Here is a 12,875-nt window from a genome sequence, read left to right as displayed (position 1 = left end):
AGTCGGGCTGTTTGAATTTTTTTACCTCCCCTGCATCCAAACACCTTCTCGCCCGAGTCTCCTAAGTATCCAAGCCGCAGATAGGCTGCGGCTTTTGATATTCGAGGACTGACTTATGACCAAACTGACTTTTGCACTTGCGACCACTGCCCTGCTGACGAGCACATCGTTGGCCACCGCAGATAATCATGGCGACCACAGCCTGACTGCAATTGCCCTTTCGGGCGATAACATGCTGCACAAGATCGACGTTGCCACTGCGACTGTCAAAGCCTCCATGCCGGTCGAGGGTGTCTCCAGACTGCTCGGAATTGACCTGAGACCAGCCACAGGTCAGTTGATCGGCGTCACCGACGGGTTTGAGATTGTCGAGATCGACCCGGAAACCGGTGCTACCACGGTAATCTCCAAAATGGACAAAGAGCTTCCGATTGACCGCGATGCGGCCGTGATCGTGGACTTCAACCCCAAAGCCAACAAGCTGCGCTTTATGTCCGGCACAACCAACCACCGTGTCGATATCGAGAGCGGCGCTGTTACCGTCGACGGCAGTCTGACCTTTGACAGCGCTGATATGCACGCAGGCGAAGCGCCGGCCATCGTCGCGGCGGCCTACAGCAATTCCTTTGGCACGCCAGAAGCAACGGCGATGTATGACATCGACAGCACCATCGTCGCCCTTATTCAACAGACCTCACCCAATGACGGCACGCTCGCTGCCATCGGCAAACTCGGAATTGCCGGCGCGGAGCCCTATGCCTTCGATATCGCGACTGATGCCGAGGGAAAGAACACCGCATGGCTGGTGTCAGGTTCCATGCTGCACACGGTCTCGCTTGACTCCGGGTCCGTTGCCGAAAGCTGGGAACTGACCGGAACAGACGGCGCCGCCGTGCGCGACATCACCTTCATGACGGCGATGTAACCGGATTGTCGGCTCCGCACGTGGGGCCGGCAAGCACCTCCCGGTAAGATCAGCCCCCAGTTTGGCGGATGTTTTGTGCCCAGTTACCGCCGATCTTGGTTTGACCGGGAGGTGTCCAGTCTTTACCCCTGAACGGAAGGAGTCGACTCCTAGAATTGAGATGGAAAAAGAGCCCTTCTGTGACAGACCTCACCCTTTTGATCCAATCGTGTGCCGCCGGCGAGCGTTCGGCCTTAAAACAGATCATGGAAACCGAAGGTGGGCGAATGCTCGGCGTTGCTCGTCGAATGCTCCGACGACAGGATCTGGCCGAAGACGCGGTGCAGGAATGCTTCGTTTTGCTCTGGCGGAAAGCGCACCAGTTCGATGCCGAGAGGGGTCAGGCCAAGGCTTGGATCTATACGATCTTGCGCAACCGATGTCTCACGCTCTTGCGCAACGCGTATCCGGAAACCGGACTTGATCCCGCAGAGACTGAAAAAGCATCTGATGATGCAATTCTAGAGATCGCTTACAATCGTCTGGAGCGCACGCATGATCTGCGCATCTGTCTTGAAACCTTGGACCCACATAAACGCATGGCCATTCTGTCATCCTATATCCTTGGCTACAGCCATGGCGAGATTGCCGGACGCATGGGGGCGCCACTCGGATCAGTCAAGGCTTGGGTACGGCGCGGTCTGTTGATGCTGCGGGAGTGTCTGTCATGACCGACCGTTCCCTCTCAGAACGGATCGACGAGGTCGTTCTTGGTCTGGCCAGCGAGGCCGAGGTGTCCGATATCGAGGGGCTCTGTTCGGCGGATGCCAGAGTGGCCGCGATGCTAGAGCGCGCTCGCCAGCGTTTTGTCGCTCTGGATGAAACGGCCGATGTACTGCCCCTCCCTGATGGTCTTTGGGCACGAGTCGAAACATCCTTGACCGAAGCCTGGCCACACGCGGATGAAATTCCTGCCACCGCGCAAGTGATCGCGTTTGCTCCTCTTCAACAAAGGCTCAAGACATGGCGATTGGCCGCTTTGAGCGGCATTGCTGCAACTTTCATGCTTGCAAGCGCTTTGGGTTGGTCACTTTTGACAGCGGTTGACCCAACTGTTATTGCCGTTCTGCTCGATGACCAAGGACAACCCATTGCCGTGGTCGAAGGCACGCAGAGCAACCAGACCCTGATTACTTTGTTGGAAAACGCCCGTGTCCCGGACGATCGCGTGATGCAGGTCTGGACCAAGCCACAGGATGACGGCAGCCCGGTGTCTCTTGGCCTGTTGTCAACGGCGCGCTCTCTTACCCTGTCGGTGGACGGTCTGCCCCCCCCCCGCGAGGACCAACTCTACGAGATCACCTTCGAGCCTCTGGGTGGCTCTCCCACAAACCTTCCAACGGGTCCGATCCTAGCGAAAGGCTTTGCCAAGACACCGGTGTACTAAGAGCGATTCAAGTCCTGCCTTGGCCCCATCGCGAGTGCAGCCTGATGCTAACTTTGACGCTGTGACCTGCCACTGGTCGTTTCTCCAATTTCATAAACACCTTATCTCGGTGTCCACGAAACCGGCAGCAGATCAAACGGATAATTTCTGGTTCATCTTATCGATTAGATCGAGATGATGCAGAAATCTGAAACTTCGACGGACGCCAATGCAAGCTGGTCAACACCATCCGACACAAAACCCGCCAGACCTATTCTGCCGAAAGGAAGATCCGAGTTATCTTGGCTGGTGCGCGTGGCGAGGATAGTATTTCGGTACTTTGCCGGTAGGAAAGTATTGCCGAGAGCCTGAATAACAGCTTGTCGAACGCGTTTCCGGAACCCGGCATCCTTCGGCGATACTGCCACGTCGTGTCCCGCAGGAGAAGATGGGAAGCATGATCCATAGCGTTGACCTCCGGCAAAGGGCGCACTGTCCGAGGCATCGCGGGGAATTCTTCTGTGTGACGTTCTGTGTGCCAAAAGAAAGCCCACAACACAGCGGTTGCGGGTTTCTCTATGCTATCAATACCTTGCGGTAAATTTGGCTCCGGCGGTAGGGGCAGGGGCCAATCCTCCGGACGCCAGTGTTTCAAGGCGGGACTCCACCGCGAACGCTCTCGGACTCCGGATTGTGCCCTCACGTGTGACGTAGTCCGCGCACCAATTCAAGCACCAGTTTGACGACACCCAATCATCTCGATCTCGGAGCAAGGAACTTGCTTCCTTAGTCTCCTGCTCCTGATCCGTCAGGAGCATCTTTCCACCGAACCCGATACGCCACCACTTCGTTCAATTCGACTTCACGTTGGAATGTTGCGTGCATTGTCCCCACCCACGCATTCTCAACATCCGGCTCGAACCGTAACGACACTGGCAAACCATCTTCAAAATGGTGATAGCGCAACCTTCTCAGCATTTGAGCGGGGAAGAGATAGACAACACCAAAGGAGGTCTGTGACCGATACACGGGTGTGCCGTTCATCGTGAACTGGTAACCTTGGGTTTGTCCTTCATCTCGCGTGATGACGAGGTCTGAAGGCTTTGAGGCGCCACCTTGACGATGTGGCCAACGCCAGTCGGCCAACCACTCAGGATCGGTCACACTGCCGATCACCAAAATTGGATCATGGCCGGCTGCGCGAATTCGAGCGCTACCATCGCGCACGGCACTCCAGAACTCGTCCGGTGTTCGCCCTTCCACCTCTTGAAAAGCTGCAGTTCGCACGACATCCCACCAGACCACGGCCGCCACACGATCAGACATGGCCTCTTGCCACCACTCCTCCTCGTTGATTACCGCCGTGGCCATTGGCGGGTCCGTATATGCCCCCTTGGATAGGCCGTTCACGCTCAGTGTGAACTCATTCAAGACGTCGGTCGTCGGCGTGACCTCAGCGAACAAATGACGCGGAAATGCAGTTTGTGTGAAAGCCTGGGATCCAGCTGCGACGGCCACGGGTTGTATGCGTGCAGGATCGATTTGTGCGTTCTTGATAGCTTCATCGCGACGACCAGTCAGAATACCCAGAGACTGTTCGACTAAACTTCGCGCATAACCCCTTCGTTCGTCAAACGACGGCTCTTCACCTGGCCCCACCAGTTCGCCGAGCAACTTCGCATGCTCTTCTGCATTGAGTTCGTCCAAAGCAGTCAGCAAAGCCTTCAGATATCTCTCCATGCGGCGCAGTGCCTCGTCGTTGGACTGTGTAAGGAGACGCCGCAAATCACCGTCGATAGCTTGAGAACCTGACATCGCGGCCATCATCGAAATCACCTGCGCTTTCTGCAGCGCCTCGAAGGATAGACCGCCATTGGAACTGTATATCCGCATCGAGACCGATGGGGATTCCCTGAGCCGGCCAAGCTCTTCGAGCAGATGCTCGATTCTTCCGGCATAAGTTTGATCTGCGAACCGCTCGCCTGATCCGGTGATCCGCAACGCCGAGATAAGGATGCTCACGCCCGACAAACCTTTGTCGCCGTGGATTCCAGTGTCGCCGCGATCGTGTGGGTCGCCATGCAGCAGCATCCGCGCTGCGTGCGTCGCTGTCTCTGCTTCGCCATCATGCATTACCCAATGAACACATAGACTGGTCAGGACCATGATGTGATCGAACCAAACGTTGCGTATTATCGTGCCGAAAACTACAGGCGCTGAGAGAGTGTCACCGTCCTGAGTTAGGGGCAGTGCCTGGACCTCAGCCCAATCCAGGTCCAGCGTCTCAAACGTGAGCGCTTCGGATCGCACCCGCCAATCGTCGCCGCGCGTATCCCACGCGCGTTCGGCTTGTATCTGCCAATGAAGCATGAGGTCGCAGGTCCAATTCGTTGCAAGAGTATCGCCAAGCCAGACAGCGCGTGCAGCCATCTGAGTGGTCGCACTCAGATGGGCGTCAACGTTTTCTGTAATCCGCTTAAAGTCATCCCAATTTCTATCCCTGCGTTCGCGTCTGTTAGGCATCTGTGCCATCGTTTGGAGTAGACGTTCCCATCCAGCGACAAATTCGCGCCACGCGCGTGCATAATTTTCCGCCTGACGAGAGAGGGTGAAAGCCCGTTTGCCGCCGCTGCTCGCTGCAACTTCGGCACGATGTTCTCCAAGCGCCCAATCCATCAGTCGGTAGGCAAGGTTCTCGGCCATCAGTAGGAGGGGAAGGAGCGCTTTGGGCGTCACGTCGCCTCCCACTCGGCTGTAGATCTGGGCGGGCGTATACGCGATACGTCCAATGAACTCAGTCTCCTCAGGCAAGCGTTCGACGGCGCGTCGGGTCATGTCACCGTAGGCGCGAACCCAATCTTGAGCCAAAGCGTTGCTGAACAAGCCCTTGCCTGACGTCAATTGCGCATAATTCAAGTCCTCGTCTGACATCTGGGCGAGCCGATAAAGGAAGGCGTGGAACTCAATCACTTCGCGAAGCTGATTGGTGAACTCGTCGGCATGGCGCGTATCAATAAGAACGATGAGATCCGCGATCATCTCGCGCAGAATAGCGCATGTTTCGCTGATGGATCCGTTCTCCGCAGGCGCACTACGAAAACGGAATGAAGTTCTGACAGCCCAGCGTGCAACTGGACTGAGCGGTAAAGTGGCGCGGGCGAGAACTTGGTCGCCTTGATAATCGCGTCCCGGCTCAAGCGGGATTACGAAATCGTGAACTTGGCCGTCTTTCGCCAAACGTGCCTGCGCCAACCATGCGCGAACGACCGGCGCCAGCATGGCAAGACGCACATCGACGAGCCGCATCCTTTTGTGCAAATGTTGACTCACTCGCGGCTCACCGCTTCCCGAGATTGCGAAATACCAGATGCGGGCTTTCTCTTCTTGCGCGAAGGGGTCGGCTTCGTCGCCAGCAGGGAGGTATCCATAGGTGGCTACGTTTGCCCATCGGTTAGCGGTGACGGTCCCGGTCAGTTCGCGCGGCCAGACCACATTGGAAACATAGGCCCTAATGATGGGTGAACGTCGCCCCGGATGCAGGAAGGCAATCGTGCGCAGGACGAAATAGGCGAGTGCACCGACATTGAGAGCAAACCATACAAGGTTAAGCAGTGTGAACCCGGCGCGCGCATCGCCTATCTTGGAAGCGAATGGGAGCTGTGCGGCGACCATGACGCACAACAACAGCGAACTGACGCCAACGAAGATCGCGCTCGACGACTCGACGTAAATTGTAAGCCGAGAAGCGAAAGATGCGCGACCCTGGTTGAGGACAGAGTGCGCCAGACCGTCGAAATGGCCCAGCGAGCGCATCAAAGTCACAATCGGAGTTCCGTCCCACGATTTGCGCACGCTCGCTGCCGATTACATGAGACGCTACGACCCCGAAAACGCTGCCAACGTTATTTCTGCACATCTCGGTCACGCGACCAAAGAGGCGGGTGTCGACTATTCGGCCCTTTGTGAAGGCGACGCTGCCGCGCGCGGTTGGCTGAAGGATCGTAAACTCCTTGCGGCTGCGGGGCGTGGGAGGGGATGAGAGGCGTGGAGTGAAGCGCGTTCAACCTTAGATCGCGGTGCCAAACCAGAGCAGCGCGTCGCCACTGGATCATCAGCGCAGGGCATTCCCGGCATCGAAGCGCGTCCAGCTCGGTCGATCATCGGAGATCATAGGCAGAGAATCTGGCATTCGTCATTTCCGCCTGGGCCCTCTTTGCGAGACCCAGACGAAATGACGCTCGCCCGCAAAAGGGACAAGGAGGTGGAACCAGAGACTTGACCCCTGCCACGAACGGTGGGGCTATCTGAACAGGAGCCCGTCATGTTTCACCCCAAGTCTCCCACTTTTTTTGCGCCAGTTGCGTCACCGGACCTTTCCGCGCTGCGGCAGTTTTTCGAAGAGTATCAAGACGGCCTGGCCACTGCCGCAGAGCTGCTGGCCGGCAAGCGCGGCCGCCGCGTTGTGAACACCATCATGGAAGGTCTCGGCCTCGATGGAGCGCTCACGCGCGCTACATGGAACGCGCTTCGGGACTTGCTCGGGATTCTTACCCTGGAAAACGTTCACGACGAAGACCGTGAAGAGGCTGCGCTCTTTGCGGCAATCGATCCAGCAGATCCGGTCGTTGAGGAAATTTGTCTCCTGTCCGACGGTTTGAGGCGGTTACTCGAAGCGATGATCTCTGAGCAACCAGAAACGGCCAATTCTCTCCGGTCCGCCGCATAGCCAGCTGCGCGAACCGACGCTGCTGAGCTTCCTCGGCAGCGCTTGACGAGATGGAAATCAATCCATCTCATGCAAGGAGACTGGTATGACCATCCACCCCCATTTTACTTTCTTCCCATCGCTTGTCCGTGACCTGGAGTTTCTCGTCTCGCACTCTCGAGGGCCAATTTCCACAAAGTCGGCAATCACGACATGGACCGAGGCGATCAAGACTGGAGACGAACAGTCGTGGCAGCTCGACAGGCTTAAATCCGTTTGCGATGCCCTGGTGATTATCGCTTTGGCAAACGCCGCCTTCTGTGTGCTTCCGACCCAGACGAAGGCACCCTATGCTCCGCATTACGAAATCGAGGACCAGGGCGGATACTATGCGAGCCTTGTGTTGGTAAGTGTCATCCTCGAAGCTGCGCCGCTTTGCGATGATTGCCACGGTGAACTTGTGCGTTCGTTGCAGCACTCGTTGGCGACCCATTTGCACGAGATTGAGAGGCGCCTGCCCAGGCGCTGAGAACCGTCCAAGAATGCCTGGGCCTCGCCGAAGGCCCAGGTAGAACATGACATGGTCTTTGTAGCGTCTCGTTCAGCAAGCGGTCACAATGCGGATGTCTTTCAGACCGCCTGTGCCAAACTGTCGACGCTACGAATGCCCAGGACCTCTCCGCGCTCTTTGGCGGATGCCGGAGCGTCTTCGAACGGGCTGACGACGTTGGACACATCGAGTTCAATCTGGCGCACCAACTCATAAAGCGTTTTGATCTTGATTTTCTTCGTATAGGAGCGATCACCTTCGTCAGAAAAAGATTCATGGCCCATCAAACGGAGGCGATGGTTGTCTGGACAGATGATATTGGCGAGGTCATTGTGGAAGGTGGTGCGCATGGCATGGAGATCCAATCCGCGCCAGTAGCAGTTATGCTTCTTGCGATAGTAACCGAAGCGTTTGGTGTAAAGCTCGGTGAACGTCCCCTTCGTCTGCCCACGCTTCAGGTCCGGAAAGAGACGCGGCTGGTTCTGATGAAGGCGCAAGGCCACCAGGCGCATCAAGCCCAAGTCTATGAGCGCCTGGTGCACCGGAATCCGACGTTCACCAGCGGTTGATTTCACCGAATTCCCTTCCGAATTCCGGATCGTGTAATAGGGGATACCGTCTTCATAGCCAAAATCCTTTGGTCCCAGCTGCAGGAGTTCCTCAGACCGTCCGCCACCCAGCCGCGACATGAGCGGCACCCAAAACAGGGGGTCACCCTTATCGTCCAACTGTCCTTGAAACACGGGGGTTGCGAGAAGATCATAGATCCTGTCGTCCCAGATTCCACGCGACCGATCTTCCTCCTGCGCTTTGAGATCGCGCATTTCCCGATTGGTCCAAGCACATATTTCGAACGGATTGTCTGAGATCAAGCGCATCGCTTTCAGCATTTTTCCCACCCGGTTGGACATCCGTCCATGCTTGAGGAACGTCGCGACGCTCAGGCGCGGGACCAGAGCGTCCAATCTGACTTGTTCCAGTTCCGCAGGCGTCGTTTTAGCTTGACGCTTCAGGTCAGCCACGGCGCGTCGGGCAGTTTGGACTTCATGCTCATCTGCACGCTCGACGAGATCCAGAAAGCCAGCCGTATTCAAGAGATGGGGCTGTTTACCATGAAAAGCCGGAATGCGCAGCATGATACTCAGCGCTTCGTCAGCTTCCGTCCAATCGATGTCGGATACGGGTCGATCTCCGAGAAGGTCGATCCAGATCGTCTTGGCCATCAGGGCGCCGCGCTTTGAGCTTTTGACCCAGTCTTCCCCAATCTTTTCGTTACTTTTCTGCCGTTTCTCGAACAGATCGTCGTAGCCCAATGCCTTGAGTTCGATGTAGAGATCGAAGGCCTCGCCAAACGAGATCTGGGAGCCTTTCTTCAAGGCGCTGCGGGACGCGTCCGTCAGTTTGCTTTGATCAATCAGGATCCGCGGCTCACAATCGGGGTTTACCACCGGCGCCACAGCAATCTCAGACTGGGAGACCGGCTCCGGTGCAGGTGCCACTGCGCTCACGACCGGGAGAGGGGCTTGCTGTAGGTCCGACGGAGGCTGCGCCGGAACCAACGCCGGGTTTTCCGCGACGACGCATACTGCAGCTGCGATGGATGCAGATTCAGCCCGATTTGCGTGGCAGGGATCTGCCGGCGAGGCTGCCTTGCATGGCAAAGTTACTTCAGGTGTCTCAGTCAAGCTGGTGATCGGCGCCGCTTGAGCAAAATGCTGCAATTGTTGACCGGATGCGGACGCCTGCGGCGCAGCGGTTTTTCCGGCTGCCGCAGCCCGAAAGAACAGGGTCGGACCCTCATACTGACCCAGCTCGATCCGCTCCCGTTCGCATGCGACATCCAGCATGACCTTGAGCGCTTCATACGCGAGCATCCTCCACTCCAGTGTTTCCTCACCCAGAGAAACACCCAACCTTGCCGCCATAGCCCGCAGCGGCGCGCGCATGATCTCACGATCTCCACGCGCCAGCGCGCGCCGCAACACGTCCTGGGTAGCCCGTTGGCATGCGGCCGCCGCGTGAGCCGCCTCGTCGCTCCGCGGATCTGCAATAGCCCGCAGAGCGTGATGCGCTTCGATCTCGAATCGCGCGAGTTCAATCAACAGCTGGCCGTGCTCCGGGGCGATCTGGGTCATCATGGTCTCCGTCAGGGCGAAGGCCAGCTCGGTCAGCGCGGTTAGCGTCCGAGCGAGAGTCTTCGCGTCCTGAGGGACGTGGGTCCGCAGGGAGAGGCAGAGAAAAGATCCGTGATCAAGGTTCTTTATCTTCCGCAACCGGGTTGGAAACCGACGGCGGAAGAAATACCCGGAGGGGCGTCGTTCGAGGTAGGGAATATGGGTGCAACCGGACATGGGGCAGCCTCCGAAACAGGTTCCAGGGCAATCCGGAGCCGGGAGGCGATACAGGTCGAGACCAACTGCCTGGGCCGCTGCGTTCACGGGCCTGTGCACCCGTTTGTGCACCACTTTGTGCACGTGCACAGCCCGATGGGACTCCGCTTGCGCGAACTCCCAATAAAACAAGGGCTTTCAGAGGATTTTGGCTCCGGCGGTAGGGATCGAACCTACGACCAATTGATTAACAGTCGTTTTTTGTGCCATTTTCCAAGCCTTTGAAAACTCACAAAATCACTAGGTCGCATATCGCAAAAGCCTGTTTTGCATAGCATATTGCGAGACAATGCTGGACAAGTGCGGACACGGGCTGCATACTGATTGCACATAATTTTACGGACACAGTGCGGACACAGATCGCAAGCGAGGACCAAATGAATAAATCTCAACGCCTGACCGACAAGCTGGTGAGGGAACTGCCCGCGCCAGATCGAGGGGCAAGGATCACATATGACAGCGACGTTTCGGGCTTTGGTGTTCGCGTCACAAAGAGCGGCGCGAAAGCCTACATCCTCAACTATCGCATCGCTGGCCGGGAACGCCGCTACACCATCGGCAGCGCGACAGAATGGAAGGCAACAGCGGCCCGGAAATTTGCCGCAGACATGAAGGCGAAAATCCGCCTCGGGCATGATCCGCTTGCGGAATTGGAGGAGGCCCGGAACGCCCGCACGGTCGCGGACCTTTGCGACCGCTTCGAGGAGGATCATTTGCCACGCCTGCGACCGGCAACGCAAAAGCAATATCGCCAGTCAATTCATGGCAGCGCCCGGCGCAAGGGCATCCGCGAATATTTCAAACACCACAAGGTCGAGGATTTGCGGCACGCGGATATAGAGGCGTATCACCGGACCCTGAGCCGCACCGCGCCGACGATGGCAAACCGTGACCTTTCGGTTATCTCACGAATGCTGGGGCTGGCCGTCCGCTGGGGCTGGCGCTCGGACAATCCGGCACGAGGCACAGAGCGAAATCAGGAGACCAAGCGGACGCGGTATCTATCGCAGACCGAAATCAAGGCCCTGACAGACGCCTTGCGCGGTCTGCCCGATCAACAGGCCGCGAACGTGTTTCGTCTTATGCTGCTGACCGGATGCAGGAAGGGCGAGGCCCTATCGGCCCGCTGGTCGCAATTCGACCTGACCGCCGGGATATGGGTAAAGCCCGGATCTACCACAAAGCAAAAGACCGAACACCGCGTGCCATTATCGGCGGCGGCGGTCGCGCTGCTGGACGGGATCGACCGCAAGGGCGAATTCGTTTTTCCGGGGCAGATTGGGGGCCAGCCAAGGCAAGAGGTCAAAAAGCAATGGGAGAACATTTGCGCCGCCGCTGGGCTGGTGGACGGTGAAGGCAACAAGACGGTTCGGATGCACGATCTGCGCCACACCTATGCAAGCGTGCTGGCATCGGCTGGGCTTTCCTTGCCGATCATCGGCGCGCTTCTGGGGCACTCACAGCCCGCCACAACGGCCCGCTATGCGCACTTGATGGACGATCCTTTACGGCAGGCTACCGAACGCGCAGCGGCGCTTGTGACGGGCGCTGAGGCGGCAGAGGTTATTGATCTGGAGGCCGCAAGATGAACGACATCAGGCGAAAGCATGAACTGTTGCGGGATGAGTGCAAACGCCGCGCGGATGAGGCTTGGCTTAGGGCCATGCGCAACGATCTGACCGAAACAGAACGCCGCGATGCGCTCGACCAAGCCCATGCGCTGATGGTGATGAGCCTTGAGCACGCGAGAACTGTCACTGCCTCCGCTGATGTGCGGCCCGTGAAATTCACGCGACAGAACGCCGGAGCGCAAGCAAAGACCGCCGCAAAGCTGGAATTCGTCCGCCGTGTCGCCGCGCAGTGCGTTGGGACGAAAAGGCAGGCGCTTTCATTGGCAGTATTTAATCACCCCGAAAGGGAGCAGCACTTTAAGTCATATGGAGCGGTCTATCGTTTTCTCGGTCGCTCGGAGTTTCTTTGACAGCTTTCGAAAACGGTCAAAAGCGCCTTTGGACATAGCCTGAAACGTGTGAATATTGGGCTGCATCACTTCACTTTGCAGAAGGATGCAACCCGATGACCACCACCACAGACGCAAAGCCCGAGACCGCCGCGCGCGGCCTGCTGGCCGGATACGTCACCCGTGCCGAACTGGCCGCAGAATGGAACTGCCACGAGCGCACTATCGCCCGCTATGAGGCAATGCCGGATGGCCTGCCCTTCCTCTACATCGGCGGGCGTAAACTCTACCGGATCGAGGACGCCCGCCGCTTCATGGACAGCCGGATCGTGACCCCGAACCCCGTTCGCAAGGGGGCTGCATAATGGACTGGCAAAAAATGATCGTGCGGCGCACGCTGGAGGGCGCAGGCGACCAGACCGGGGCGCAGCTTCAATTCCTCTTGCAGCGTCTTGAAGCCTGCCCCGAGGCATTGCCAGCGATTGCCTCTGCGGTCGCGGACATGGCCGAATTTCAGGATCAACAGGCCAAGGCGCTGCGCGCCGAACTGCACCGCCGCAACGGCGGGGCCGAAATCATCGAACTGCAAAAGTAAAACCCCACCCGCGACGGCACGCGGGCGGGGCTGGAATTGATCGAGCGGGACAGCTTCGATTGTTACAGTATAACCCACCGCGCCGTCACGGGCAACCGTGAGGCCGAGCAATGACACTTCACTTTCTGCGCCCGCAACAGGTGGCGGGCTATCCGATCACATACCATCAATCCGACCCGGAAATAGGCGGAATCGACGTTTACGTGTGGCGCACCCAGGCGCGCGATGAAGGCTTTGCCGTTCATTGCACCGATTGGGCGGCGGTCCACCGCCTTGTTGATGCAATCCGCACGGCACAGGAGGGGGCGCAATGAAATCACTTCAAATCAAAATGCTGATGCGCCT

12 protein-coding genes and 1 pseudogene are annotated in these 12,875 nt (G+C 57.7%); 10 read left to right on the top strand and 3 right to left on the bottom strand.

Annotated elements, in window-relative coordinates; genetic code table 11:
* Positions 1-115 precede the first annotated feature (115 nt).
* From ACSSVY_RS14545 to ACSSVY_RS14535, 3 genes are all read left to right on the top strand, one after another.
* On the top strand, positions 116-925 hold the full coding sequence (locus tag ACSSVY_RS14545) for a DUF4394 domain-containing protein (RefSeq protein ID WP_454270325.1): 810 nt from the start codon (positions 116-118) through the stop codon (positions 923-925).
* 245 nt (positions 926-1,170) lie between these two features.
* Positions 1,171-1,635 (top strand): sigma-70 family RNA polymerase sigma factor, encoded by a 465-nt coding sequence (locus ACSSVY_RS14540; RefSeq protein ID WP_454270479.1) that lies wholly within the window; start codon positions 1,171-1,173, stop codon positions 1,633-1,635.
* Positions 1,632-2,351, top strand: coding sequence for an anti-sigma factor (locus tag ACSSVY_RS14535; RefSeq protein ID WP_454270323.1), 720 nt, complete (start codon positions 1,632-1,634; stop codon positions 2,349-2,351). The genes ACSSVY_RS14540 and ACSSVY_RS14535 overlap by 4 nt, the downstream gene beginning before the upstream one ends.
* Before the next feature lie 765 nt (positions 2,352-3,116).
* Here ACSSVY_RS14535 and ACSSVY_RS14530 read toward each other — a convergent pair.
* On the bottom strand, positions 3,117-6,143 hold the full coding sequence (locus ACSSVY_RS14530; protein WP_454270322.1) for a hypothetical protein: 3,027 nt from the start codon (positions 6,141-6,143) through the stop codon (positions 3,117-3,119).
* 508 nt (positions 6,144-6,651) lie between these two features.
* Here ACSSVY_RS14530 and ACSSVY_RS14525 point away from each other — a divergent pair.
* Together ACSSVY_RS14525 and ACSSVY_RS14520 are read left to right on the top strand one after the other, a co-directional pair.
* Positions 6,652-7,056, top strand: coding sequence for a hypothetical protein (locus ACSSVY_RS14525; RefSeq protein WP_454270320.1), 405 nt, complete (start codon positions 6,652-6,654; stop codon positions 7,054-7,056).
* A gap of 85 nt (positions 7,057-7,141) precedes the next feature.
* A complete protein-coding gene (locus ACSSVY_RS14520) occupies positions 7,142-7,564 on the top strand; it encodes a hypothetical protein (protein ID WP_454270319.1) in 423 nt (140 codons plus the stop codon).
* Positions 7,565-7,665: 101 nt separating this feature from the next.
* Here the strand turns inward: ACSSVY_RS14520 and ACSSVY_RS14515 are convergent, their stop codons facing one another.
* Both ACSSVY_RS14515 and ACSSVY_RS14510 read right to left on the bottom strand, forming a co-directional pair.
* On the bottom strand, positions 7,666-9,720 hold the full coding sequence (locus ACSSVY_RS14515; protein ID WP_454270484.1) for a hypothetical protein: 2,055 nt from the start codon (positions 9,718-9,720) through the stop codon (positions 7,666-7,668).
* A gap of 27 nt (positions 9,721-9,747) precedes the next feature.
* Positions 9,748-9,936 (bottom strand): annotated as a pseudogene (locus ACSSVY_RS14510) (DUF6538 domain-containing protein); the annotation flags it as partial.
* 416 nt (positions 9,937-10,352) lie between these two features.
* Between ACSSVY_RS14510 and ACSSVY_RS14505 the strand changes: the two are divergent.
* From ACSSVY_RS14505 to ACSSVY_RS14485, 5 genes are all read left to right on the top strand, one after another.
* Positions 10,353-11,564, top strand: a complete 1,212-nt coding sequence (locus tag ACSSVY_RS14505; RefSeq protein WP_454270317.1) for a tyrosine-type recombinase/integrase — start codon at positions 10,353-10,355, stop codon at positions 11,562-11,564.
* Entirely contained in the window at positions 11,561-11,956 is a 396-nt protein-coding gene (locus ACSSVY_RS14500; RefSeq protein WP_454270315.1) for a hypothetical protein, read from the top strand. The genes ACSSVY_RS14505 and ACSSVY_RS14500 overlap by 4 nt, the downstream gene beginning before the upstream one ends.
* 95 nt (positions 11,957-12,051) lie before the next feature.
* Positions 12,052-12,300 (top strand): hypothetical protein, encoded by a 249-nt coding sequence (locus ACSSVY_RS14495; protein WP_454270313.1) that lies wholly within the window; start codon positions 12,052-12,054, stop codon positions 12,298-12,300.
* Positions 12,300-12,530, top strand: a complete 231-nt coding sequence (locus ACSSVY_RS14490) for a hypothetical protein (RefSeq protein WP_454270311.1) — start codon at positions 12,300-12,302, stop codon at positions 12,528-12,530. Before ACSSVY_RS14495 ends, ACSSVY_RS14490 begins: the two co-directional genes overlap by 1 nt.
* 110 nt (positions 12,531-12,640) lie before the next feature.
* Positions 12,641-12,844 carry a hypothetical protein gene (locus tag ACSSVY_RS14485; protein ID WP_454270310.1) on the top strand — a complete coding sequence of 68 codons (204 nt, stop codon included), beginning with the start codon at positions 12,641-12,643 and terminating at the stop codon, positions 12,842-12,844.
* The last annotated feature ends 31 nt before the right edge of the window (positions 12,845-12,875 follow it).

The sequence above is a fragment of the Roseovarius sp. MBR-51 genome, from assembly GCF_053628575.1.
This window is presented reverse-complemented; position numbering and strand designations above follow the sequence as displayed.

Excerpts from the sequence above, each read along its gene's own strand:
- ACSSVY_RS14545 (WP_454270325.1), top strand. The coding sequence starts at position 116 with ATGACCAAACTGACTTTTGCACTTGCGACCACTGCCCTGCTGACGAGC.
- ACSSVY_RS14540 (WP_454270479.1), top strand. The coding sequence starts at position 1,171 with ATGGAAACCGAAGGTGGGCGAATGCTCGGCGTTGCTCGTCGAATGCTC.
- ACSSVY_RS14535 (WP_454270323.1), top strand. The coding sequence starts at position 1,632 with ATGACCGACCGTTCCCTCTCAGAACGGATCGACGAGGTCGTTCTTGGT.
- ACSSVY_RS14530 (WP_454270322.1), bottom strand. The coding sequence starts at position 6,143 with ATGCGCTCGCTGGGCCATTTCGACGGTCTGGCGCACTCTGTCCTCAAC.
- ACSSVY_RS14525 (WP_454270320.1), top strand. The coding sequence starts at position 6,652 with ATGTTTCACCCCAAGTCTCCCACTTTTTTTGCGCCAGTTGCGTCACCG.
- ACSSVY_RS14520 (WP_454270319.1), top strand. The coding sequence starts at position 7,142 with ATGACCATCCACCCCCATTTTACTTTCTTCCCATCGCTTGTCCGTGAC.
- ACSSVY_RS14515 (WP_454270484.1), bottom strand. The coding sequence starts at position 9,720 with ATGACCCAGATCGCCCCGGAGCACGGCCAGCTGTTGATTGAACTCGCG.
- ACSSVY_RS14505 (WP_454270317.1), top strand. The coding sequence starts at position 10,353 with ATGAATAAATCTCAACGCCTGACCGACAAGCTGGTGAGGGAACTGCCC.
- ACSSVY_RS14500 (WP_454270315.1), top strand. The coding sequence starts at position 11,561 with ATGAACGACATCAGGCGAAAGCATGAACTGTTGCGGGATGAGTGCAAA.
- ACSSVY_RS14495 (WP_454270313.1), top strand. The coding sequence starts at position 12,052 with ATGACCACCACCACAGACGCAAAGCCCGAGACCGCCGCGCGCGGCCTG.
- ACSSVY_RS14490 (WP_454270311.1), top strand. The coding sequence starts at position 12,300 with ATGGACTGGCAAAAAATGATCGTGCGGCGCACGCTGGAGGGCGCAGGC.
- ACSSVY_RS14485 (WP_454270310.1), top strand. The coding sequence starts at position 12,641 with ATGACACTTCACTTTCTGCGCCCGCAACAGGTGGCGGGCTATCCGATC.